Annotated in this window: 23 protein-coding genes, 1 tRNA gene and 1 other RNA gene; 13 read left to right on the forward strand and 12 right to left on the reverse strand. The window is 52.2% G+C overall.

What is annotated here, in order from left to right; genetic code table 11:
* Nucleotides 1-78: 78 nt before the first annotated feature.
* From ABJG22_RS09410 to rmuC, 3 genes are all read left to right on the forward strand, one after another.
* Nucleotides 79-3,033, forward strand: coding sequence for a TonB-dependent receptor (locus ABJG22_RS09410; protein WP_348019973.1), 2,955 nt, complete (start codon nt 79-81; stop codon nt 3,031-3,033).
* Between the two features lie 116 nt (nt 3,034-3,149).
* Nucleotides 3,150-3,716, forward strand: a complete 567-nt coding sequence (gene def / locus ABJG22_RS09415; protein ID WP_348019974.1) for a peptide deformylase — start codon at nt 3,150-3,152, stop codon at nt 3,714-3,716.
* Nucleotides 3,717-3,883: 167 nt separating this feature from the next.
* Nucleotides 3,884-5,263, forward strand: a complete 1,380-nt coding sequence (gene rmuC, locus ABJG22_RS09420) for a DNA recombination protein RmuC (RefSeq protein WP_348019975.1) — start codon at nt 3,884-3,886, stop codon at nt 5,261-5,263.
* Nucleotide 5,264: 1 nt separating this feature from the next.
* Here rmuC and ABJG22_RS09425 read toward each other — a convergent pair whose 3' ends face one another.
* From ABJG22_RS09425 to ABJG22_RS09460, 8 genes are read right to left on the reverse strand one after another with little or no spacing between them, the layout of a single operon-like run.
* Entirely contained in the window at nt 5,265-5,672 is a 408-nt protein-coding gene (locus ABJG22_RS09425; RefSeq protein ID WP_348019976.1) for a hypothetical protein, read from the reverse strand.
* A 50-nt stretch (nt 5,673-5,722) separates the two neighbouring features.
* The gene (locus ABJG22_RS09430; RefSeq protein ID WP_348019977.1) at nt 5,723-6,526 is read right to left on the reverse strand and encodes an RNA methyltransferase; all 804 of its coding nucleotides are present in this window, start codon (nt 6,524-6,526) and stop codon (nt 5,723-5,725) included.
* Between the two features lie 4 nt (nt 6,527-6,530).
* The gene (locus ABJG22_RS09435; RefSeq protein WP_348019978.1) at nt 6,531-6,809 is read right to left on the reverse strand and encodes an HPr family phosphocarrier protein; all 279 of its coding nucleotides are present in this window, start codon (nt 6,807-6,809) and stop codon (nt 6,531-6,533) included.
* Nucleotides 6,806-7,210: a PTS sugar transporter subunit IIA gene (locus ABJG22_RS09440; protein ID WP_348019979.1), complete on the reverse strand. Its 405-nt coding sequence runs from the start codon at nt 7,208-7,210 to the stop codon at nt 6,806-6,808. The genes ABJG22_RS09435 and ABJG22_RS09440 overlap by 4 nt, the downstream gene beginning before the upstream one ends.
* A gap of 5 nt (nt 7,211-7,215) precedes the next feature.
* On the reverse strand, nt 7,216-8,151 hold the full coding sequence (gene rapZ / locus ABJG22_RS09445) for an RNase adapter RapZ (RefSeq protein WP_348019980.1): 936 nt from the start codon (nt 8,149-8,151) through the stop codon (nt 7,216-7,218).
* Nucleotides 8,148-8,603 carry an HPr kinase/phosphatase C-terminal domain-containing protein gene (locus ABJG22_RS09450; RefSeq protein WP_348019981.1) on the reverse strand — a complete coding sequence of 152 codons (456 nt, stop codon included), beginning with the start codon at nt 8,601-8,603 and terminating at the stop codon, nt 8,148-8,150. The genes rapZ and ABJG22_RS09450 overlap by 4 nt, the downstream gene beginning before the upstream one ends.
* Nucleotides 8,600-10,165, reverse strand: coding sequence for an ATP-binding protein (locus ABJG22_RS09455; RefSeq protein ID WP_348020342.1), 1,566 nt, complete (start codon nt 10,163-10,165; stop codon nt 8,600-8,602). Before ABJG22_RS09455 ends, ABJG22_RS09450 begins: the two co-directional genes overlap by 4 nt.
* On the reverse strand, nt 10,149-10,853 hold the full coding sequence (locus ABJG22_RS09460; RefSeq protein WP_348019982.1) for a response regulator transcription factor: 705 nt from the start codon (nt 10,851-10,853) through the stop codon (nt 10,149-10,151). The genes ABJG22_RS09455 and ABJG22_RS09460 overlap by 17 nt, the downstream gene beginning before the upstream one ends.
* 240 nt (nt 10,854-11,093) lie before the next feature.
* On the opposite strand from ABJG22_RS09460, the gene ABJG22_RS09465 reads away from it, so the two are divergent.
* Nucleotides 11,094-12,689 carry a phosphoenolpyruvate carboxykinase gene (locus ABJG22_RS09465; RefSeq protein WP_348019983.1) on the forward strand — a complete coding sequence of 532 codons (1,596 nt, stop codon included), beginning with the start codon at nt 11,094-11,096 and terminating at the stop codon, nt 12,687-12,689.
* On the opposite strand, the gene ABJG22_RS09470 is transcribed toward ABJG22_RS09465, so the two are convergent.
* A complete protein-coding gene (locus ABJG22_RS09470; protein ID WP_348019984.1) occupies nt 12,686-13,432 on the reverse strand; it encodes a hypothetical protein in 747 nt (248 codons plus the stop codon). The genes ABJG22_RS09465 and ABJG22_RS09470 overlap by 4 nt on opposite strands.
* A 185-nt stretch (nt 13,433-13,617) precedes the next feature.
* On the opposite strand from ABJG22_RS09470, the gene ABJG22_RS09475 reads away from it, so the two are divergent.
* Complete coding sequence (locus ABJG22_RS09475; RefSeq protein WP_348019985.1) at nt 13,618-13,821, forward strand: hypothetical protein; 204 nt, start codon at nt 13,618-13,620, stop codon at nt 13,819-13,821.
* Nucleotides 13,822-13,831: 10 nt separating this feature from the next.
* Here the strand turns inward: ABJG22_RS09475 and ABJG22_RS09480 are convergent, their stop codons facing one another.
* Entirely contained in the window at nt 13,832-14,488 is a 657-nt protein-coding gene (locus ABJG22_RS09480) for an alpha/beta hydrolase (protein WP_348019986.1), read from the reverse strand.
* 143 nt (nt 14,489-14,631) lie between these two features.
* Here ABJG22_RS09480 and ABJG22_RS09485 point away from each other — a divergent pair, with 143 nt between their 5' ends.
* The 8 genes from ABJG22_RS09485 to ABJG22_RS09520 all read left to right on the forward strand — a co-directional run bounded on the left by ABJG22_RS09485 (nt 14,632) and on the right by ABJG22_RS09520 (nt 22,498).
* Nucleotides 14,632-15,705 carry an aminotransferase class V-fold PLP-dependent enzyme gene (locus ABJG22_RS09485; protein WP_348019987.1) on the forward strand — a complete coding sequence of 358 codons (1,074 nt, stop codon included), beginning with the start codon at nt 14,632-14,634 and terminating at the stop codon, nt 15,703-15,705.
* A gap of 7 nt (nt 15,706-15,712) precedes the next feature.
* Nucleotides 15,713-16,822, forward strand: coding sequence for a cysteine desulfurase family protein (locus ABJG22_RS09490; RefSeq protein ID WP_348019988.1), 1,110 nt, complete (start codon nt 15,713-15,715; stop codon nt 16,820-16,822).
* The gene (locus ABJG22_RS09495) at nt 16,819-17,160 is read left to right on the forward strand and encodes a 2Fe-2S iron-sulfur cluster-binding protein (RefSeq protein WP_348019989.1); all 342 of its coding nucleotides are present in this window, start codon (nt 16,819-16,821) and stop codon (nt 17,158-17,160) included. Before ABJG22_RS09490 ends, ABJG22_RS09495 begins: the two co-directional genes overlap by 4 nt.
* 37 nt (nt 17,161-17,197) lie before the next feature.
* Nucleotides 17,198-17,292: signal recognition particle sRNA small type (gene ffs, locus ABJG22_RS09500), an RNA gene on the forward strand.
* 78 nt (nt 17,293-17,370) lie between these two features.
* The gene (locus ABJG22_RS09505) at nt 17,371-19,125 is read left to right on the forward strand and encodes a DNA polymerase III subunit gamma/tau (protein WP_348019990.1); all 1,755 of its coding nucleotides are present in this window, start codon (nt 17,371-17,373) and stop codon (nt 19,123-19,125) included.
* A 2-nt stretch (nt 19,126-19,127) separates the two neighbouring features.
* Nucleotides 19,128-19,463 (forward strand): YbaB/EbfC family nucleoid-associated protein, encoded by a 336-nt coding sequence (locus ABJG22_RS09510; RefSeq protein WP_348019991.1) that lies wholly within the window; start codon nt 19,128-19,130, stop codon nt 19,461-19,463.
* An 88-nt stretch (nt 19,464-19,551) separates the two neighbouring features.
* Entirely contained in the window at nt 19,552-21,981 is a 2,430-nt protein-coding gene (gene lon, locus ABJG22_RS09515) for an endopeptidase La (RefSeq protein WP_348019992.1), read from the forward strand.
* 241 nt (nt 21,982-22,222) lie between these two features.
* Nucleotides 22,223-22,498, forward strand: coding sequence for an HU family DNA-binding protein (locus ABJG22_RS09520; RefSeq protein WP_348019993.1), 276 nt, complete (start codon nt 22,223-22,225; stop codon nt 22,496-22,498).
* Between the two features lie 169 nt (nt 22,499-22,667).
* Here ABJG22_RS09520 and ABJG22_RS09525 read toward each other — a convergent pair.
* Nucleotides 22,668-22,743 (reverse strand) — tRNA-Lys (locus ABJG22_RS09525).
* A 56-nt stretch (nt 22,744-22,799) separates the two neighbouring features.
* Nucleotides 22,800-23,909: a rod shape-determining protein RodA gene (rodA, locus tag ABJG22_RS09530; protein ID WP_348019994.1), complete on the reverse strand. Its 1,110-nt coding sequence runs from the start codon at nt 23,907-23,909 to the stop codon at nt 22,800-22,802.
* Nucleotides 23,910-23,911: the final 2 nt, after the last annotated feature.

Genomic DNA, 23,911 nt, shown 5'->3' on the forward strand with positions numbered 1-23,911 from the left:
TAGGGGCACATTGCACAACATAATAATAAAAGTCGGTCCTCCCCAATAATATAAGAAGACTGACAACCAGGAGAGAGCATGATGAAGAAATCCATTTTACGCAATCGGTGTGCCTTGGGCGCTCTGACATTGGCCATGGGAATTACCCCAAGCTTGGCCCATGCACAGGACGCGCCGGAAGAAGATGACGAGAATATCATTATCGTTACTGGGTCCTATATTCGCGGTACCCCTGAAGATGCAGCGGTCCCTGTTGACGTTTATACCAGCGCCGATTTAGCGCAGAACGGGGTTTCCTCACCACTAGAATTTATCAAAGATCTTCCGGAAGTCGGAAGCGTATTAGGTGATTCCAACCAATTCTCGACCGCCGCACAGGCCAATCAAGGCTTCGGTTCGGTCAACCTTCGTAACCTAGGCCCAACGCGTACCTTGGTGTTGTTCAATGGCCGACGGACTTTGACTGCTCCCGGCGCCGTCGCGGGCGGGTTCGGTGATACCAACTCCATTCCGCTTTTCGCTCTCGACAGGGTAGAGATTCTGAAAGACGGTGCTGCGGCGACCTATGGTTCGGATGCTATCGCGGGTGTGGCTAACTTCGTAACCAAAACTGGTTTTGAGGGTGTAGAACTGCAAGGCGATTATGACTTTATCAAAGGGTCTGATGGCAATTACACTGCCTCGATCTTGGTTGGCCAAAATTTTGGTGACATGAACATCATGGCGGGTTTTGGTTGGCAGCATCGTTCCGAACTGGCTTCGACAGATCGGTCTTATGGGTTTCAACCTTATGAGGTAAACCCAGCCGCTTGGTCCTCCGTTGGAACGCCCGGAAACTTCGTTGTTCCGGGAGCACCTGGTAGTTTTGTTCGCGATGTTGGGTGTGCAGACCTTGGTGGTGTAGAGGATACGATTACACTAGCTTCTGGCGCGGTTCCGCCTATTTGTCGCTTTAGCTTTGTTCCGTTTGATAACTTGGTTGAAGAAGAAGATCGATATCAGGGCTATATCCAGGCTGACGTTGACCTGAGTGATACATTTCGGTTCCATGGCGAGTTTACCTATGCTCAAACTGATGTAGACAGAATCGGAACTTCTCCTGGTTATCCGCCGCTTCAGGGACCTGGTGGCGCGAGATTGGGTGGCGGCTTTGTTGTTCCGGCCACCAATCCTGGGGCTCAAGTTTTCTTGGCCCAAACCGGTGCGCCACAACCTTTGGGCGGCAATATTTTACCAATTTTCTGGCGTCCTTTCGGGTTCTTGGGCAATCCTACAGACGCCGATAAAGGTTCGGGGCGCCAAACCGCTAACAACAAGGCTTATCGAGTTTCCGGTACCTTTGAAAAGGACTTCTCTGATACGTTACGCGGTCAATTGTCTGTAACGTGGGCGAACTATGAACGCAGCCGCAGCTCGCCTGGTATTGTTGGCTCCCGTTTGCAAAATGCGCTCAATGGCTTGGGTGGTGCTGATTGTGATCCGGCTACTGGAACGCCCGGCGTTGGCGATTGCCAGTGGTTCAATCCATTTACCAATGCCGGTCCAGGAAACCCTGCGTTGGGATTGACCAATCCGTTCTATGTGCCCGGCAACGAAAATTCGACTGATCTGGTTGAGTTTATTCAGGTTACAAATGGTCCAAGAGAGACGGAAGAAACTTTTGTTGTCGATTTGATTTTCTCCGGTGAACTCGGTCTTGATCTTGGCGGTGGCAACATTGGTTGGGCTGCTGGTGGACAATTGCGTAAGCTTGACTTTAGTTCTCGTCCGTTACGCTCGGAATCCAATTTGGATATTAACCCTTGTGTGATTTTGGGTGATCAAAGTTGCATCGGCGGTGGTCTGGACGGAGCAGGTTCCTTTATTTTCTTGGGCGGTTCACGGCCGGCTTCATTAAGCCAAGAGGTAAAAGCTATTTTTGCCGAGGTTGCTATTCCAGTCAGTGACACGTTGGAAATCACAGCTGCTGCACGTTTTGAAGATTATGGTGGGTCCATTGGCTCCACCTTTAATCCCAAAGGTGCAATTCGTTGGGAGCCAACCGATTGGCTGGTATTGCGCGGTTCGGCGGGCACGACCTTCCGTGGCCCATTGGCGGCGCAAGTATCTACAAATGCTGTGACATCTCTCGCCGCTATTAGCGCCGCGAATGGCAACTATAAGGCAGTTGACATCGCCGGTAACCCAACGGATCTCGGACCAGAGAAAGCTTTTAGCTATAATCTCGGTGCGGTGATTGATTTCGGCGGGTTTAACTTTTCCGTGGATTACTGGAGCTATGATTTCAAAGATGAAATTACTACTACCGACGGACAAGCAATCGCCAACAGTGTGATTAATGCGCCCGACGCCAGCGGCATCCGTTACGCCGATTGTTCGAACCCCTTCGCATCTTTGATCACGTTTGATGGTGGTGCATGCGTTCAAGGTACGACGCAAGGTACGAATATTTCACGTATTCTGACACAATGGGTCAACGGTCCGAAAACCAAGACATCTGGCCTTGACTTCGCTGCAAGTTACACGACGGATATTGGACCGGGTGTCTATTCCATAGGTGTCAATGCTAGCCATATTTTGGAATATGATGTTGGTGATTTCAACTTGAACGGGAATCTGTTGCGCCCTGGTTTTAGTGCGGTTGGATTGGCCAATCTTGAACGTAATCCAGGTACAATCTCACCGTGGCGGGCCAATGCCTACATCAACTATAATGTTGAAGGGCTGAATTTGCGATATGGAGCAACCTATATCGCGGGTGTTCGTGACGAGAGATGTGACAACTTGGCATTCTGTGCGGTGACGAATTTCGGTGGTACAAACTTTGGTCGGAATATCCCGGGTTATATGCAGCATGACTTACATGCGGCTTATGAGTTGCCGATCGATGCTTTTGATGCTCAACTGCAATTCTCGGTTGAAAACTTCACCAATGAAGAAGCCTCTGCGGCGCGGTTGCCACTGGGCTATAACCCGTTCATCGGGAATCCCTTGGGACGCGTTTTCCGTCTCGGAGCCAAAATCGGCTTCTAAAATCTGACGACAAAATCATAGGGGCTCGCCATTCATTTGGCGGGCCCTTTTTCTTTGACCTTTGGATAGCGCCGCTGGCGGTTGACGAATGTCGGCAAAATCCCTAAATTTGGCGCATGGCTATTTTACCGATCCTTGAAGTTCCCGACCCACGTCTGAAGACTGTTTCAGAACCGGTCACCGAGTTTGATGATGCGCTCAAAACGTTGATCGCGGATATGTTTGAAACAATGTATGACGCGCCTGGTATCGGATTGGCTGCCATTCAGGTTGGCGTCCCGAAGCGGGTGCTGGTCATCGATCTGCAGGAACCGGCTCCGCACGACCACGACCATGGTGAAGAATGTGACCATGACCACGGTGTGATCAACGATCCGCGCGTCTTCATTAATCCAGAGATATTGAACCCATCCGATGACTTGAACAGCTATCAGGAAGGCTGTCTTTCGGTGCCTGATCAATATGCTGATGTGGAGCGGCCCGCGACGATCACTGCGCGTTGGCAGGATGAAACCGGCAAGCAATTTGAAGAACCGATTGAAGGCATGCTTGCGACCTGTTTACAGCACGAGATGGATCATCTCGAAGGCATTCTCTTCATAGACCATCTGTCCCGCTTGAAACGGCAAATGGTGCTGAAGAAGCTTGCCAAGCTGCGCAAGGAACATGGAATAGCTGCCTAGGGTTAAGCAAGATTTTCGTCCTGAAAGAGTTTCGGGATATTTTCTTTCAACCTAATCATTGTGTTTCAGAGGCGCTGGCTTCTGCAAGGTGTCCCGCATGACGAGTATTGCCTAAAACCCTAAACGCTTCTAAGTTCCCTTTTCGTTCTTACTGGAAAGAGATTGTCTTGGATCCAATCATTGCCCTCATCGCTATCGTAATTGCTCTCTTGGGGGGGCTAGCGCTTGGCTGGTTTGTCGGTGGTAAGCCGGTTAAGGATGCTACGCAAGCAACGAAAGACGCGGTCCAAACTGCCAAGGAGGCGGCCGAAGCGACGGATGCGCTGCGGATCACACTCGACGGCGTCCGTGATGAGCGCGATGTTGCGAGAACAGAGCTCACGGCCCTTCAGGCCGATGCCCGCAATCATGAAAAACAGATGCAGCAATTGATCGAAGCGAAAGAGACTTTGTCGTCACAATTCTCGGAAATTGGTTCCAAAATGCTGGAAACAGCGCAGCGTCAGTTTCTCGAACGCGCTGACCAGCGCTTTGACCAAGCCAATGAAAAAGGTGGAGAGAAGATCGCCAAGCTTTTGCAGCCGGTGCACGAGCGTTTGGCGACTTATGAAGCCTCAATTACGAAAATCGAGAAAGAGCGAACTGAATCTTACGCCGGCATTACGGCAACGATCGAACAGGTTCGGCAAGGGCAGGACAGGGTGCAGCAGGAAGCCGCCCGTCTGGTCAATTCCTTGCGCAATGCGCCAAAATCGCGCGGTCGTTGGGGAGAGCAGCAGCTTAAAAATGTTCTAGAGACCTGCGGATTGTCTGAACATACCGACTTTGTCACCGAGCAGAGCATCGAAACAGATGAAGGGCGTTTGCGCCCAGATGCGGTGATCAGCATACCGGGCGGCCGTAAATTGGTGATTGATGCTAAGGTCTCGCTCAATGACTATCAGGATGCCTTTGAAGCAGAGGAAGAGGATGCGCGTAGCTTTGCTATGGCGCGCCATTGCAACAGCATGAAAGCGCATATCGATGGGCTTTCGAAAAAAGCCTATTGGGACCAATTTGAAGATGCGCCGGACTATGTCATCATGTTCGTTCCAGGGGAGCATTTCCTTGCCGCTGCCCTCGAACATGAACCGACTTTATGGGACCATGCGTTCGAGAAGAAGGTGCTGCTTGCGACCCCGACCAATCTGGTCGCTATAGCGCGGACGGTTGCCGGTGTCTGGCGTCAGGAGAAAATGGCGGCGGAAGCGAAGCAGATTGGGCAATTGGGCAAGGAAATGTATGATCGCCTTGCGGTTGCCGGAGAACATCTCAAACGAATGGGTTCTGGCCTTGGCAGCGCAGTGGGTAATTATAATAAATTTGTCGGCAGTTTCGAGCGCAAGGTCATGGCGACGGGACGCAAGTTTGCCGAGCTGCAAATCGAAACGGGCAAAAAAGATCTCGAATCCGTGCCGGAAGTCGAAGCGCTGCCTCGCTATAGCGACGACATGACGGACAAACTGATCGAAGATGATCGCGAAACTAGCGATCAGCCGGTAGAATAGTTTAGGCCGGACCATCCGACCCTTCGCTAAAGGATCCACCGCACCCATCGAGCGTGCCGCTTTCGCTTGCCTGGACCTTTACGGTGTCGGCATAGACTTTATCACTCATACCATCGCTACATTCTGTGTCGCTGGTGATGTAAATGTTGATATTGTCCGTGTCCGAAAAACCCCTGACTTCCCATCCAGAGTCGGTTTTCTTCGCCCGGTCGACCGCAAGTGTGAAATCCTTGCCATTTTGCGATGTGAAGGCGATTTTCTCGTCCCCGATTGCGACGGTCCATCCGGGCTCGGTCCCCGTGGCTTCATAATCGCCTAGTTTGTCCACGACGACCGGCTCAGCCGCTTCCTCCGCACAACCGGTAAGCGCCAATGTGGCAAGCGATGACAATAATAGTATATTTTTCATGATATCCCCCTCCGCAGCGAAGCTAACATAGAGAGGGTCAGAACGCCAAATTATCTCTGGCGGCTTTGGTTCAGCACTTCATAGGCCATGACCGAGGCCGCAACGGCGGCGTTTAGACTGTCGGCCTTGCCCATCATTGGCATTTTGACGAGCGTATCGCAGTCGGCTTCATATTCCTCTGGTAGTCCCTGTGCTTCGTTGCCGATCAACAGGAACGTCGGAGACTTATATTGCACCGATTGATAGTCATTCTCGGTGTTGAGGCTGGTCCCAACCAATTCGCCTGGACCGCTGCGCAACCAGGATAGAAAATCTTGCCAGCGGGTCTGGGTGATTTGCTGCGTAAAAATGGCTCCCATGCTTGCACGCACCGTCTCAACGGAAAAGGGATCAACACAATCATCGATGAGGATCAGGCCTCCCGCACCCACAGCATCTCCGGTCCGTAATATTGTCCCAAGATTGCCGGGATCGCGGAGCGCTTGCGCCACCAACCAGATGTTGGATCGGGACCGATCCAGCTCATCTAATGCGATTGGATGGTCTTTATAGATTCCGACAATTGACTGCGGGTTCGATTTACCGGAAAGCTTAGCGATGATCGCTTCGCTGGTTTCGATGACGTCGCCACCGGCAGCCAGCGTTGCGGCTTCGATTTTCTGAGCCAGTGGATGCAATTCTACATCTTCAACAACCACCAGAATTTTGGGCGTTCTTCCGCTGTCCAGGGCCTCTGCCAATATCCGGAGGCCTTCGGCGAGGAACAAGCCCTCGCGTTTACGGTGTTTCTTTTCCCGCAGGCTTTTTAAACGTTTGATCGTCGGATTGGAAAAACCGGTAATTTGATGGCGCATTATTTCAGTCTTCGCCGAAGCCATCAAAGACGAGACCCGTTAGTTTCTCCAAAGCACTTGCTGCTTGGTCCCCAGACACAATGATCTCAATATTGTCACCTTTTGCCGCGCCCAACATCATTAAGCCCATGATCGAAGAGCCCGTCACTTCGGTGCCATCCTTTGCGACTTTGACATCCAATCCGTCGGGCAATTTGCTGACATAGGTCACAAATTTAGCGCTTGCTCTGGCGTGCAGTCCCCGTCTGTTGGTGATCTCAACAGTTTTGCGAAATTCGTTCACGCATCGGTTCCCAGAATCTCGGAGGCAACGCTGATATATTTTGTGCCAGCTTCTTTGGCTGCGGCGATTGCAGAGGCAATATCCATACATTTGCGGGCACCATCAAGCCGAATGAGCATCGGCAAATTGACACCGGCGATGACTTCGACCTTGTCTTTTTCCATCAAGGAAATAGCGAGATTGGAAGGCGTGCCTCCAAACAAGTCGGTTAGAATGATAACGCCTTCGCCGGAATCCACTTTTGCGATACTATCGGCTATTTCCTGACGGCGTTCTTCCATATCATCGCGCGCGCCTATGCCTATCGCTGCAATCGCCTTTTGCGCGCCGACAACATGTTCCATTGCAATGACAAATTCTGTCGCCAGATGTCCGTGCGTCACGAGAACCAATCCAATCATCCTGATTAAACGCCCCTGTTCTCTTTCAATTTTTGCATAGATTCCAGCGCTTCTAATGGCCGAGAGGCCAAATTGCGATGTAGGACATTGGGCGAAAAGCCCGCTCCGCGCAAGTCTTTGCTCAGTCGCTCGGCAATATGTACCGATCTGTGACGTCCGCCTGTGCAGCCAATGCCGACGTTGACGTAAGCTTTGCCCGCATCCTGATAGCGGGGAAGAAGGAATGTGAGCATATCGAGTATTTTCTCGACCGCCTCTGGATAGCTCGGATCTTTGCTAATATATTCAGCGACTTCTGGATCAAGACCGGTGAGTTGTTTGAGCGTCGGTTCCCAAAACGGGTTGCTGAGGAAACGAACGTCAAACAGCAGATCAATATTATTGGGAATGCCCCTGGAGAAACCGAAGCTCGTGATTGTGATGGTAGTAACCGCATCTTTATCGAGGGTGAAACGGTCACGAATGTCGCGTTGCAAATCGTTGGTTGTCAGATCGCTGGTGTCGATTACATGGCCGGCCCAGCGACGAAATGGTTCGAGCAATGTTCGTTCCAGTGCAATGCCTTCTTTGGCCGGCCGATCAAGGGCCAGCGGGTGTCGGCGGCGGGTTTCTCCATATCGTCGTTCCAGCTCCCCGCCTGTACAATCGAGGAAGAGCGTTGAGATGAGATAGCCCTCATTTTGCTGCAGATGTTCGATGCTGTTAAACAACTTTTCCGGCTCAAACCCTCTGGTCCGGCTATCGAAACCAATCGCCAGGGGAAGGTCGCTGTCACCCCGAGAACTGGAGGGCGGTGTTTGTAGCAAGCTGTCAACCAGTCGGATGGGGAAGTTGTCGATTGTTTCCCAACCGATATCTTCCAGCGTTTTCAACGCAGTCGACTTTCCGGCCCCAGACAGGCCGGTGACCAACAAAACCCGCTTGATGGAGTCACTGCTCATGCTTCGTCTATATCCTGCATTATTCGTTGCAACGCCAACTCCACCTTGATTGCTGCGCTCGTTTCCATAGCGTCCAATGTACAGAATGGAACGGTTATTCCCAGCAAATTCATAGCTTGCCTGTCCATAGGAAAACGGTCTGGTTTGTTTTTCAAATTGATGATCAATCTCAGCTCAATATCGGAAAGGTAGGGGCATTCGATTATGCCAAGGGAACGCACTTCGATCTTGCCGGCGAGATTGGATGGCGGGCTTAAAATCAGACTCTGGTTTTTCTGCTTGATGTCCACATAATCATCGCTGATCAACGTGGCCCCTCGGTCAATCAGCCGCAGCGCTAGGTCAGATTTTCCAGACCCCGATTTGCCACGAATCATGATACCTGCGCCCGAAATGGCAACCGCAGTTGCGTGCTGGTTACCTTGATCGTCGTTGCTGGGCGCTTTGGTCATCCCGTGGCCTTCGGAAGACGCACTTCAAAAAATGCACCGGATTTTCCGCCGGGCCGGTCCAATATCCGGATCGTTCCCTGATGGCCCTCGACAATGGTTTTGGCGATTGCCAAACCTAGTCCGCTATGCCTTCCAAAGGCCTCTCCATCGGGTCGATCAGAGTGGAAACGTTGGAAAACTTGCTCTCTTTGATCCGGATGGATGCCCGGTCCCTCATCTTCCACATGTATGATAATTTCATCACCATCTGGCGTTGCCAATATTTCGACTAGACCGCCATCCGGTGAGAAAGAGACAGCATTGTCTAATAGATTGCTGAACACGCGCTCAAGGCGGTCGCCATCGCCCATTACTCTCGCGACGTCCTTACCCGGGCGGGCAAAAGCTATATTTACCCCCTGGTTGCTGGTCCGTTGTTCGCGAGCTGCGAGCAGTTGTTCGAGCATTTTGCCGATATCAATGGGATCAAATTGGGCCCGCGCCAATTCAGCATCGACCCGCGATGCGTCGGAAATGTCATTGATCAGTCGATCAATGCGGCGAACATCGTCATTGGCGACATCCAGAAGCTGTTTTTGCAAACCTGGATCGTCGACACGTTCGAGGCCCTCCAGAGCTGATCGAAGCGAGGCGAGGGGGTTTTTAATTTCATGGCTGACGTCTGCGGCAAATGCCTCAGTGGCGTTGATGCGGTGACGTAAAGCACCGCTCATATCGGATAGTGCCCGGCTTAATTGACCGATTTCGTCTCGGCGCCCCGGCATCCTCGGGATCGCGATTTCATCTGACCGCCCCATGCGGACACGCAAAGCCGCCGTTGCCAGTTTTCTGATCGGTCTAACGATGGTGCGCGCCAGAAAAAGTGAGAGTAGGATTGAGACGGCTGCTGCACATAAAATTACGATCAATACGCTGGACCGCTCAGCTCTCACGATCCGTGTGATATCCCGTGCATTTGCGGTCAGAAGGATAGAACCCGTTCCGTCCGGAAGGACTTTCCCCGCTGTGATCACTGGAGTGCGATCCGGAGCAAAACTGACGGAACTAACTGCAGTTTGCGTTGAGGCAAGCTCCGGCCATTGGTCGGCAACATCGCGAGAAGGTTCGCGGAAATCAGGAATTTTCTTGCTGAAAACGAAGCTTTCGATTGTACGATCAAGAATGCGGGCTGCATCTTTGCGCAATGGTTCCGTTTCTGGATCGATAAATTGGTATGTTGGCTCCGCCAAGGTGAAGCTGTCTACAATTTTTGTACCATCGGGATCGTATAGACGTAGGCGAGCGCTCAGATGCTCGGAAAACTGTCGGACGAGCGTATTCCTTTGCTCGCTATCTCCGGTCGACAATGCGTCGGCAACGATTGTTAGCTGCATTCTTGCTTGCGCTAGGCGCTCTTCGGTCAATCGATCACGATAATTATTGAGATAGAATAAGCCGCCGGCCAGCAGCGCAATAGCCAAGACATTAACCGCCAAAATGCGGGTGGTCAGGGAAAGCCGAGCTGACCAACGAAGGGAAAGACCATTTTCGTAGTCTTGCTCGCAGTTATTCGGTGTAGCGATATCCGGCTCCGTATAGCGTATCTATTGCATCAAATTCAGAATCAACTTCGCGAAATTTGCGGCGGAGTCGCTTGATATGGCTATCGATCGTGCGGTCATCGACATAGACATCGTCCTGGTAAGCGGCATCCATCAACTGGTTCCGGCTTTTGACGACGCCAGGCCGGTGCGCCAATGTCTCCAAGATCATGAATTCGGTAACGGTCAGCGTTACACCTTCTCTCTTCCAGCGAACCAAATGACGCGCTGGGTCCATCTCGAGGTCACCGCGGACCAATGGCTCAGCAGCGGAATCCTCCTGTCCTTCGTCCAAAGATTTGACGAGTTCCGTGCGTCGCAAGATCGATTTGACACGGGCAATAAGCAGTCGTTGAGAAAATGGCTTCTTTATATAGTCGTCAGCTCCCATCGCCAGACCAAGCGCTTCGTCCAGCTCTTCATCTTTCGAGGTCAGAAATATGACCGGCAAGTTTGATTTTTCGCGCACTCGTCTGAGCAGTTCGAGCCCATCCATCTTGGGCATCTTGATGTCGAATACCGCCAGATCAGGTGGATTCTCCAAAATAGCATGAAGGGCGGCCTCGCTATCTGAATAGACGCGTGTCACAAAACCTTCTGCCTGCATCGCTATGGATACAGATGTCAAAATATTGCGGTCATCATCGACAAGAGCAATATTGGCTGCCATTATTTCGCGTTCCTTTGCCGCTTGCGCTGATTGTGACCTAGTGGATGGGATAGTGTGTGACAAGATAGGATGTCGGTAAGAGGTTTCAGGCTTTTGAGTCTTCGCCTAGCGAGGCATTTCGCAATTTTGCGATGTTTGACGGGAAGAAATTTGACCGACTCGACAGGGTTCAGTAAGCGCCACTCCAAACGCGCCGAAAGGCGCGACCTCAACCCGTTTCAAGCCATAGGGGATTAATCAGTGCCAAATGTTTCGTCTGTTTCTTTAAGTGATCAAGGTTTTGCGAATTCTGCTGAGCAGCACTGGAATCTAGGAGCTCCCGCATTGGTCGAAGCCGCCGTATCTCGCGGAGAAGGTCATTTGGCAAAAGATGGTCCCTTGGTCGTGGAAACGGGCAAGCATACCGGGCGTTCTGCCAATGATAAATTCATTGTAAGAGATGCCGAAACCGAAAATAGTGTCTGGTGGGGCAAAACCAATGTTGGAATGACGCCGGACCATTTTGCTGCGTTGAAAGAAGATTTTCTGGCCGCTTTGGCCGAGAAAGACACATTGTTCGTTCAAGATCTTTTCGGTGGTTCGCAACCGGAGCATCGTGTGAATGTTCGGGTAATCAACGAAAAGGCGTGGCACAATCTGTTTATCCGCACGATGCTGGTCCGCCCTGATGCAAGCGAGCTCGCGGCATTTGATCCGGAATATACAATCATCGATCTGCCAAGCTTCAAGGCTGACCCTGCGCGTCATGGTACGCGCAGTGAAACCGTCATTGCCGTCAACCTAACCGAAAAACTGATTTTGATCGGCGGCACGGCTTATGCTGGTGAAATGAAAAAATCTGTCTTCGGTTTGCTCAACTATCTGCTGCCGCTTGATTCGGTCATGCCAATGCACTGTTCGGCCAATATCGGACCAGAGGGCGATACCGCGATTTTCTTTGGCTTGTCTGGAACCGGAAAGACCACGCTGTCTGCTGATGCCAGTCGGGTATTGATTGGTGATGATGAACATGGCTGGTCGGATACCGCTGTGTTCAATTTCGAAGGCGGTTGCTACGCGAAAATGATCCGGCTGTCCGAAGAAGCGGAGCCGGAAATTTATGCGACCACACGCCGTTTCGGGACTGTCTTAGAAAATGTTGTGATGGATCCCGAAACACGGGAACTCGATCTGGATGACAGCAGCAAAGCGGAAAACACCCGTGGCGCCTATCCGATCGATTTCATCCCGAATGTGTCTGAAAAAAATATGGGTCCGGTACCCAAAAATATCATCATGTTGACGGCTGATGCCTTTGGCGTCCTGCCTCCCATGTCTCGGTTGACCCCGGAACAGGCCATGTATCACTTCCTGTCGGGCTATACCGCGAAGGTTGCAGGCACAGAAATCGGTGTGACGGAACCCGAAGCGACCTTCTCCACATGTTTCGGTGCGCCGTTCATGCCGCGCCATCCTTCAGTCTACGGAAATCTTTTGAAAGAACGCATTGCCAAAGGTGGCGTGCGTTGCTGGCTTGTGAACACCGGTTGGACCGGCGGCAAATATGGCGAAGGCAATCGGATGCCGATCAAAGCAACCCGGGCATTGTTAAACGCGGCATTGGACGGAAGCCTGAACGACGGCGAATTCCGGATTGATGAGAATTTCGGTTTTGAAGTGCCGGTATCGGTACCTGGTGTAGACAGCGCAATTCTTAACCCGCGTTCGACCTGGTCTGATGCCAGTGCTTATGATGAAACCGCGCAAAAGCTGGTCAAATTGTTTGTCGATAATTTTGAAAAATTCGCAGAACATGTCGATCAAAACGTTCTGGAATCGGCTCCAAAAGCGGCCTAATTTGTCGTCACAGCGCTTCTGATCTCAATATCCACCTGCTTCAGGTCATGGCTGGGCAAGAAAATTAGTGTTTCCCCTTCGATCATCCCTTTTGATCGGGAGGGAACCTCTATTCTACCGTGGTTTGCAATATCATCGATAATGCGCACCAGGCGTTCTGTGACGTCGGAAATGCTATAGCTCAGCGGAGCGGTCAGGTGGATTTCTTGTTCGGCGAAATAATGTAGTCCGTTTGTCACAAAACAACCGTTGTCCAACTCTGAGAATGAGGTCTGAAACAAGGTCGGGAAGGGGCCATCGGCCAGATATTGTGAAACGGATTCTTGGAAATAGGAAAAACTAGCCAGCCTGCGAGATGGCATCCATGCGGCAGACGTTGCGTCAAGCCTGGCTCCGATCCATTTTGCTAAAGATAGCAGCCGGCGATTAACCTCGAGTAGATGTTTCGCGCTCGAGAGATTGTCTCGTACGGCTATGCCAATAGCGGATTCGTCAGAAGATGGATGATCGCAAAAGAGCAGGTCGCATTTCTCTGCTTTCAACCGCTGGTCAATCTCTGTTGGGGTATGACGAGATAACAGGAAGGGCATGGCGTCAACGATGACTTCAACCATTTCGAATTCTTTGAACTTCGATAGATTTGCCGAAATTTTTTCGCCTGTCGCCTCAGCCCAAGGCAACTGCGCCAAGTCAAAATCACTCGCCATCGGCGCAATGATCAGAAGAGGAGGTTCGGTTTGCAAGCGGCTCACTCCATTTCAACTTTTCGTTCCGCATATGTTCTAGTCAAAGTTGAAGGTCTAGGCAATGCTGTTCGTGCCAAATTTTAAGCCATGGTGGTTGTTAAAGGCATCGGCAACCAATCGATTTGGAAAGTCGTTAAAACATTTGATTGTCAGCTAGGCGATGGAACAGTAACGATGCCGCTATGTCGAACCTGATTTTATCGATACTTATGATAGCTGGCGCTGCACTGCTGGCTGGCGGCATATATGTGTTGCGTAAGGGCCTGAACAAAAAGCAGGGCTTGCTAATGCTGGTCGCTGCTGCGGTAATGTTCGCCAATGTCGGAATCTGGTTGATTCCTACCCCGGAAGACAATCAACCAATCTCGCCGCAATCCGGAGATTGATCAGATTGGTTTATTTGATTGGCGAATCCGGTGCGAGCCGCATGTCGAGATAATTGTCGACCGAACCCATCAGCAGTTCCATTTCATTCTCGTAAAAATGATTTGCCCGCGGAATTTCATCGTGATGGATCGTGATGTGCTTCTGTGTCCGTAACTTATCGACGAGTTTTTGAACCGCGCTAGGGGTTACGACTTCGTCATTCACACCTTGAACGATTATGCCCGAAGAGGGGCAGGGTGCGAGAAAGTTGAAATCATACATATTCGCCGGTGGCGATACGGAAATGAAACCACGGATTTCCGGGCGGCGCATCAACAGTTGCATGCCGATCCAGGCGCCGAAGCTATATCCAGCGATCCAAGTGGTCTGTGCCTCGGGATGGAAACTCTGTACCCAGTCAAGGGCTGCTGCTGCGTCAGACAGCTCGCCGATGCCGTTGTCAAACGTGCCCTGTGAACGACCAACGCCCCGAAAATTGAATCGCAAAGTCGCGAAACCGCGGTTCACAAAAGTCTTGTACATCGCCTGGGTGATCCGGTCATTCATCGTTCCGCCCGCTTGTGGGTGGGGATGAAGAATCATAGCGACCGGCGCGCGGTCGCGGGGTCCTGGGCTAAAGCGTCCTTCGAGGCGACCTTCGGGTCCGGTAAAAATTACGTCTGGCATGAATTTTCAATTCTTCGGTCAAAATTAAATTTTTCGAAGCGCAAGATTATAGAATAGCTTTTGCGCTAGATGCAGCGCCTATATAGGGAGAGTGAACAAATCCGCAACTCAATCCCGCAAACCAGAGAGTTTTTGCCGCTATCGTGACCGAAACCAAACGTATCTATCTTGACTATGCGGCGACTGCGCCGATGCTTGATGTCGCCAAAAAAGCCTGTGCGGAAGGCTATGAGCATTGGGCAAACCCGTCTTCCCCCCATGCTGACGGCCGTGCCGCTCAATCGATGTTGGAAAAGGCGCGGCAGCGTTTCAAAGCAGCGCTCGATTGGAATGGTGATGTAATTTTTACGAGTGGTGCCAGCGAAGCGATTCAAATTGCACTGACCAAGTCGAAGCCGGTCGTTCAATATGTTTCGCCGGTCGAGCATGATGTGGTTTTGCGATTCGCGCCGGATGCGAAAACTATTCCGGTCAATAAATATGGAATGGTTGAGCCCGCGAAGTTGAACCATTTGCTGAAGTCTTCTGAAGAACCGGCTCTGATAGCGATTCAATCGGTCAACAATGAGACCGGGGTGATGCAGGATATCAACGCTTTGGCAAAAGTCGTGCGGGATCGAGGTAGCTATTTGCTGGCGGATTGTTCGCAATCGATAGGGAAGATGCCGTTGCCGGATGCCGATTTGATCGTCGTAGCTGCGCACAAATTTGGAGGGCCTCCGGGCGTTGGCGCGCTTTTGGTCAAGGATCTTCGACTGCTACACGCCGATGGCGGGCAGGAGCAGGGTTATCGATCCGGCACCCAAAATTTGCCTTATATCATGGGCATGACTGCAGCCTTGGAGGCTCCCGCAAATTGGGCTGGTCGTGCGGCTGAGTTAAGGCAGCATCTGGATGATGCGATCAAGAAAGAAGGGGGCATTGTTATCGCGGAGAAAGCCCCCCGTATTGCGACAATTGCTAGCTATCATATGCCTTCCGTTGCCGCGAACACACAATTGATCAAATTTGATATGGCTGGGTTTTCGGTTTCCGCGGGCAGCGCCTGCTCTTCTGGTACGTTGAAGACCAGTCATGTACTCGAGGCCATGGGTATCGACCCGAAAATCGCACAGGAAGTCATTCGTGTCAGCATCGGGCGCGACACAACCCGAAATCATATTTATGCCTTCATCGACAAATGGAAGTCGATCTTTGCGGAATCTAGGAATAGCTGATCGTCCGATGACTGCCATCTATCTCGATAATCAGGCAACTACGCCACTCGCACCCGAGGTTTTCGATGCTATGCTGCCATGGCTGAAGGACAATTTCGGTAATCCACATAGCCCCCATGTGATGGGGCGACAGGCCGCTGCGGCTGTAGAGGTCGCTCGCGAACAGGTCGCGGCCTTGCTGCCATCAAATGGCCGCGTGATTTTCACAGGTAGCGCCACCGAGGCCATTAATCTGGCATTGGGTGCGGTTCGGAATATATCTGCTCAGGAGCGCAACCAGATTGCGGTGTTGGATACTGAACATGCTGCCGTGCGCGATACAGCGCTCTGGTATGATACGCAGGGTTTTGAAACGACTTTACTGCCTGTCGACCCGCAAGGCTTGGTTGCAATGGAAAGGTTGGAAGCATCTTTGGGGCCAAAGACCGCACTGGTAGGTGCGATGCTGGTCAACAATGAAATTGGTGTGATCCAGCCAGTAGAGCAGATTGCGGAAATGGCGCATAGGGCTGGAGCACTGATGCTTTGCGATGCGGTGCAGGGATATGGTCGGATCGATGTTCCGCAGCAGGCAGACTTGATCGCACTATCCGGGCATAAGATCTACGGGCCCAAGGCTATTGGCGCGCTTTGGGTACGTGATGGCATTGAACTGCAGCCCATGGTTCACGGCGGCGGGCAGGAGCAAGGGGTGCGGTCAGGTACTCTGTCTCCGGCTTTATGTGTGGGATTGGGCGTGGCAGCGAAGCTATGTGCGGAGCGCCGGGACGAGGATATGGCTCACATCGCGAACCTAGCTGATAGAGCGCATAACCTGTTTGGCGACTGGACGGTTAATGGATCGGTGGATCAGCGCTATCCTGGGAATCTGAATATTCGCCGCGATGGTTTGGATGTGGCCCGTTTGATGTCGGATGTCCGCGGGGTGGCCTTCTCCGCCGGTTCCGCCTGTGCCAGCGGATCGGGTAGGCCCAGCCATGTGCTGGCAGCATTGGGTCTTAAACCCGCAGAGATCAAATCATCCATTCGCTTGGGCTTTGGCCGCTACAACAATATTGAAGAGGTGGAGCAGGCGGCAGACCTGATCAACCAAGCGGCGGAGAAACAGCTATCATGACGAAAATTGCGGTTCATTTTGTGAGCGCTGATGGCGAAAATACGGTTTCTGCTGAGGCGTCGGAAGGCGACGAGCTGCTGACCGTTGCGCAAATGCACGATCAACCGCTCGAAGGGACATGCGAAGGTCAGATGGCTTGTTCGACCTGTCATGTAATTGTCGATGCTGCAGATTTTGACAAATTGCCAGAAGCCACAGAGATGGAAGAGGATATGCTCGATCTGGCCGCCGGTGCCCGGCGAACCAGCCGTTTGGCCTGTCAGATCACGCTGACCGCCGAACTGGATGGTTTGACGGTTCATTTGCCTAGCGAAAGCCACAATATGCAGATCATCTAACGACTTGCATTTTTACCAAACTCCCACCATATGCGCAGCGGGAGTCGGGTGGACGCAGTCGTCGCCAACCCGGTCAGGTCCGGAAGGAAGCAGCCGCAACGATTTTTCTGCGGGTCGCTCGGCTCCTACTCACAATAAAAATGAAATACGGCCCCTGTTCCGTTGATAAGCCTTCGACAAGATCGCTTGTCTCGCCTAAACTCATCTTTCATGTCCGATTCACAAGATATATTTGCAGCGGGCGGCGTCGATGCGCCCGAACAACCCGCACCGGGAGCAGCGCAAGCCTATCGGGTGTTAGCCCGTAAATACCGGCCTTCGAAATTTTCGGAACTAATCGGGCAGGATGCGATGGTCCAGACGCTGGGCAATGCGATCAAGCGAGACCGTCTGGCCCATGCCTTTCTGATGACGGGTGTGCGCGGTGTCGGTAAAACTTCCACGGCAAGGCTTATTGCCAAAGCACTCAATTGCATTGGTGAAGATGGGCAGGGTGGTCCTACCATTGATCCCTGCGGCCAATGCGAACCATGCCGGAGTATCGCGGAAGGCAGCTTCATTGATGTCATCGAGATGGATGCCGCCAGCCATACCGGCGTCGACGATGTTCGCGAAATTATCGAGGCGGTGCGCTATTCATCCGTCTCCGCGCGCTATAAAATCTACATCATCGATGAAGTGCACATGTTGTCGAAAAACGCCTTCAATGCGCTGTTGAAGACGCTGGAAGAGCCACCGGCGCATGTAAAGTTCATTTTTGCGACCACTGAGGTCAACAAGGTTCCGATCACCGTATTGTCGCGTTGCCAAAGGTTTGATCTGAAGCGGATCAGCGCAGAGCAGCTGTCCGACCATTTCGGGATGATTGTTGGCAAAGAAGGTGTGACTGCGGAGCAGGAAGCACTAGATCTGATCGCGCAGGCGGCCGAAGGATCTGTTCGTGACGGGCTTTCGATTCTCGATCAGGCCATTGCTCATGCTGATATGGATGGGGATGGTGAAGTCAAAGCGATCCAAATTCGTGATATGCTGGGACTTTCGGACCGCGGTGCCGTCCGCCGGTTGTTTGCGAAATTGCTAGAAGGCGATTCCGCTGCGCTCCTTGATGCCATTGGAGAGCAATATAAAGTAGGCGTAGAGCCGCTATCATTGATGAACGGTCTACTCTCCCTTTCGCATCAGGTGACGTTGTTCAAAGTGGGCAGGGCCAGCGACCCGACATTGTCGGAGGAAGCCAAGCAACAATTTGCCGATTGGGCAGGGCAATTATCCTATCCCGTTTTGCACCGGCTTTGGCAGTTGCTGCTCAAGGGATATGAGGAAGTGCAGCAAGCACATCTGCCCCGCGAAGCCTGTGAAATGGCGTTGCTGCGGATATTATGTGCAGCAGATATGCCCGACCCTGGAAAACTTGCGAAAATGTTGGAACAGGGCGCTCCGGCTGCCGAGAGCCAACCGGAGGTGCAAAGGCCCGCCGCTGTTCCAGCGGCTGATCCGGTCGCTGCGGCCGTTCCCGCGCCCGCTATGTCTCCGGCACCTGTATCCGCCCCGGAACCATTCGTTGCGGAAGAGCCAAAAACCAACGCGTTGCCAGAGCAATTCGCGGATGTTGTAACCGCTGTGGGGCGGGTGTCCGCGGTGTTGGAAAGCATCTTGATCGCCGATATGCGCGTGGTTGCCCTAGATGCACCAAATATAATTTATCAGCCGGTACGCTCGATCGCTGATGCCGATATCCGAAAAATTGCGGACGCATTGAAACAGCAAACCGGTAGCGAGTGGAAAATCACTGAAGGGCCGGGCGAAGCGCAACCGAGCCTCGCGGAGCAAGAGCAAAATGCCCGGGATGCGGAGCGGCAGGCGATATTGGATGCTCCGATGGTGAAAGCCGCCTTTGAAGCCTTTCCAAATGCCCAACTGCTGGAGGAGGATGATCCCCGGCCACAAGAATCAAGGAGCGCATAGCTATGAAATCGATGGAAGAAATGATGAAAGCCGCGCAAGAGGCCGCACAGCAGGTGCAGACTCAGATGGAAGAAGCGCAAAAGAAACTCGACGGGCTGGAGGTAGAAGGACAGGCTGGCGGAGGACTGGTGAAGGTCAAGGCAACGGCAAAAGGCCGGATTTTGGCCGTGACGATTGACGACAGTCTGATGAAAGCGGACGAAAAGCAGATGCTCGAAGATCTGGTTGCGGCCGCTTTTAACGATGCTCGCAATCGCGCCGATGCGGTGAGCAGCGAAGAAATGGGCAAGATGACCAACGGCATGCAGTTACCCCCAGGTTTTAAACTACCATTTTAGGCCGATCTGCTGATCTGCTTGAAGTGTATCTTGAAGCCACCATATAGTGTGCAGAAGCGCTCTCGCAGCGTGATATGTTGGAGTAAAAATGTCCGAAACCGAAGCTAAAGCTACCCCTGAGTCCAAAGCGTTGCCCTTGTTGCCGTTGCGCGACATTGTGGTGTTCCCGAATATGATTGTGCCGCTTTTTGTTGGACGGGATAAATCGGTGGTCGCGCTTGAAAAAGCGATGGATTCAGACAAGGAAATTTTCCTCGTTGCTCAGCTTGATCCGGCAGAAGACGATCCAGCGCGTGATCAGCTTTATGATCTCGGTGTGGTGGCTACGGTACTACAATTGCTGAAGCTCCCCGATGGTACGGTTCGTGTGTTGGTGGAAGGCAAACAGCGCGCCAAACATCAATCTTTAGAAGAAAAATCTGATGGCTATGTATTGGCCACAGTAGATTTGATTGACGAACAAGCCGCTGAAGGTGCTGAATCCGCAGCACTCATGCGTTCTGTGGTTGATCAATTCGAAAATTATTCGAAACTGAACAAGAAAATGCCAGCGGAAACGGTCGTGCAATTGGGCGAGATTGATGATGCGTCTCGGCTTGCCGACGCTGTCGCCGCCAATATCAATGTGAAGGTGGCTGATAAGCAGAGCCTGTTGATCGAAAGCGATCCCACCAAACGCCTCGAAATGGTGTTTGCCTTCATGGAAGGTGAATTGGGCGTGTTGCAGGTTGAGAAGAAAATTCGTGGTCGCGTCAAACGCCAAATGGAGAAAACCCAGCGCGAATATTATCTCAACGAGCAGATGAAGGCGATCCAGAAAGAACTGGGTGACGGCGAAGAGGGCGAAGGCGACGAGCTCGGAGAGCTTGGCAAGAAAATCAAGGAAATGAAACTTTCCAAGGAAGCCAAAACCAAAGCTTCTGCAGAGTTAAAAAAATTGAAAGGCATGCAGCCGATGTCGGCCGAGGCAACGGTGACACGCAACTATTTGGACGTGTTGCTCGGACTGCCATGGGGCAAAAAGTCACGGCTCAAGAAAGATTTGAAACAGGCCGAGAAGGTTCTTGATAATGACCATTTCGCGCTGGAAAAAGTCAAAGAACGCATTCTGGAATATCTCGCGGTGCAAACCCGTACCAACAAGCTGAAAGGTCCGATCCTTTGCTTGGTGGGGCCTCCCGGCGTCGGCAAAACGTCGCTTGGCCGCTCGATTGCAAGGGCCACTGGACGGGAATTCGTTCGCCAGTCGCTCGGCGGCGTGCGCGATGAAGCAGAAATCCGTGGACATCGCAGAACCTATATCGGTTCGCTTCCCGGTAAAATTGTTTCCAATCTGAAGAAAGCTGGCACGTCTAATCCGCTGTTCCTGCTCGACGAGATTGACAAGTTGGGACAAGATTTTCGTGGCGATCCGGCATCAGCATTGCTCGAAGTGTTGGACCCTGAGCAGAACGACAAATTCCAGGACCATTATCTGGAAATCGATATCGATCTGTCCGACATCATGTTCGTGACCACCGCCAACTCGCTTAACCTCCCGCAGCCGCTGCTCGACCGGATGGAGATCATCCGTCTCGAAGGCTATACGGAAGATGAGAAAGTCGAGATTGCCAAACGCCATCTGCTGGACAAGCAGATTGAAGCGCATGGCTTGAAAAAGGGTGAATTTGCGCTGCGCGAAGATGCGTTGCGAGACCTGATCCGCTATTATACGCGGGAAGCCGGTGTCCGAACCTTGGAGCGCGAAATTGCAAAGCTGGCGCGCAAGGCGTTGCGGCGCATTTTGGAAGGCGAGTATAAAAGCGTAGAAATCACGCCTGACAATCTCTCGGAATATGCCGGTGTTAGAAAATTCCGTCACGGTGTCGGCGAAGAGGAAAATCAGGTTGGCGCGGTTACCGGGCTAGCTTGGACCGAGGTTGGAGGCGAGTTGCTGACAATTGAATCGGTTACCGTTTCCGGCAAGGGGCAGATTAAAACCACGGGTACGCTCGGTGATGTGATGAATGAGTCCATTCAGGCGGCGCTCTCCTTTGTGAAAGCGCGCGCGCCATCTTATGGGATCAAACCCAGCATCTTTAGCCGCAAGGATATACATATCCATTTGCCCGAAGGCGCTGTGCCAAAGGACGGTCCATCTGCGGGCGTCGGTCTTGTCACGGCGATCGTCTCGACTCTGACCGGTATTCCGGTGCGCCGTGATGTTGCGATGACGGGCGAGGTTACCTTGCGTGGCCGGATATTGCCGATTGGCGGATTGAAGGAAAAACTGTTGGCGGCATTGCGCGGCGGTATCACGACGGTGCTGATTCCCGCGGACAATGAAAAGGATCTCGTCGAGATTCCCGAGAATATAACCTCGCAACTCAAGATCATTCCGCTGAGCCATGTCGACGAAGTGCTGGCCGAGGCCTTGGCTGATAAAGTGGAGCCGATTGAGTGGAGCGATGCCGACGAACTGGCTAGCCATGCCACCGCTCCCGTCGTCGATGATGCGGGGTCCGCAGCCCGGCATTGATTGCTTTTCGCTATCGAGTCGCGGTTTTGAAACAAAGTTGAAATCGTGCTGTAAAATTATCGAAATGGGACAAGGTTGTCATAGCAATGGCTATGTTTACCAAGCTTTGGTGTAAAAAAATCTGTTTTGGCGCAGAAAACAGCGGTTTTTCTTTGACACGCTCGGATAATTTCGCATTACTGTTCACAGACAAAGACGCGATTCAAAATGAATTGCCACCAGAGAAGGGGGGATACCCATAATGAATAAACAGGATCTTATCAGTAACGTTGCGGATCACAGCGGCCTCAGCAAAAGCGATGCCGGCAAAGCAGTGGATGCCGTATTCGACTCCATTACCAGCGCATTGTCCGGCGGCGGAGAAGTTCGCCTCGTTGGTTTCGGTACATTCTCAACTTCAAAGCGCAAAGCATCTACCGGTCGCAACCCGCGTACCGGCGAACCAATGCAGATTCCTGCATCGACACAAGCTAAATTCAAAGCCGGCAAGGGCTTGAAAGACGCCGTCAACAAGTAACCAATCCGGGGAGCAATTTTGCTCCCCATTTTTTCGCGCTTTGTTCTAGAAATATTAGGCGGGACCTCGAAAAAGAGGCCCGCCTTTTTCTATGGGCGACGCTTGTTCTCGCATAGACTGTGGGCTTTTGCTGAAGCCTGTCCGCTGAAGGGTCCTTTGTCAGGGGAAATGGTAGACGCTACAGGGTTCGAACCTGTGACCCGCTGATTAAGAGTCAGCTGCTCTACCAACTGAGCTAAGCGTCCATAAGAGAGTGGCTATATAGGCCCGGATCCTGTGAACACAATAAGTGGCTGCAAATTTATCCGAAGGCGCCGCGGCGGCCAGGGTGACGATCGATCGACATCAATATGCCGACACAGATCATGATCGTCATCATCGATGATCCACCGTGGCTGAGGAATGGTAGCGGAATACCCACGACTGGCGCCAATCCCATTACCATCATCAGGTTGATAGCGACGTAGAAGAAAATGGTGGTGGTCAATCCCGCTGCCGTCAGCTGGGAGAAGCGGGTCTTTGCTCTCGTTGCGACGCCCAAACCCCAGCGGAACAGCAAGAAGAACCCCGAAAGAACCAATATTCCGCCGAACAAGCCCCACTCCTCAGCCATGGTCGCAAACACGAAATCGGTGTGTCCCTCGGGGAGATAATCCAAATGGCTTTGCGTTCCGTTCAAAAAGCCTTTGCCAAACAGGCCACCGGAACCAATGGCGATTTTGGACTGGCTGATATGATATCCCGCGCCCAGTGGATCATTCTCCGGGTTTAGAAAGGTGGTTACGCGTCTTTGTTGATATTCTTCGAGAGCGAAGAAATAGGCGAGAGGCGCCAATATTGCGATAGCGACACCGCCACCGACGAAGAGTCGCAGCGGCAGTCCGGCTAGGAATGCGATGGTCAACGCGCCGGCGACAACGGTTATCGTCGTACCAAGATCGGGTTGCAGTAATATGAGCGCTGCCGGAAAAGCGAGCAGGACCAGAAGCGGCCAAATCGCACCCCATGTCCGTATCTGGCTGGGTGGCAATAGGTCGTAAAAGCGGGCCACGGCCAAAATGATGGCGACCTTCATCAGTTCAGAAGGCTGTAGTCTCATGAACCCGAGGTTGAGCCATCTTTGGCTCCCGCCGCCAACAGCACCCATTAATTCTACGCCCAGAAGCATGATCAGGACGATGCCATAGACTGGGAAGGCCATGGTCTTCCAGAATGTCTCCTTAAAGTAGGACATTATGATCGCCATCATGAGGAAGACCATGAACCGGAGCATATGGAGGCCGGCCCACGGCGTCATGCTGCCCCCTGCAGCCGAGTAGAGCACGATAAAGCCAAAGCTGGCCATCACCAACAGAAGCAGGATCGTTTTCCATGGAAGCTGTGCGATTGGAGCGGGAACGAAATTACTCAAGG

Origin of the sequence: Parasphingorhabdus sp. (genome assembly GCF_039939955.1) — a bacterium.
Taxonomy (GTDB): Bacteria; Pseudomonadota; Alphaproteobacteria; order Sphingomonadales; family Sphingomonadaceae; genus Parasphingorhabdus.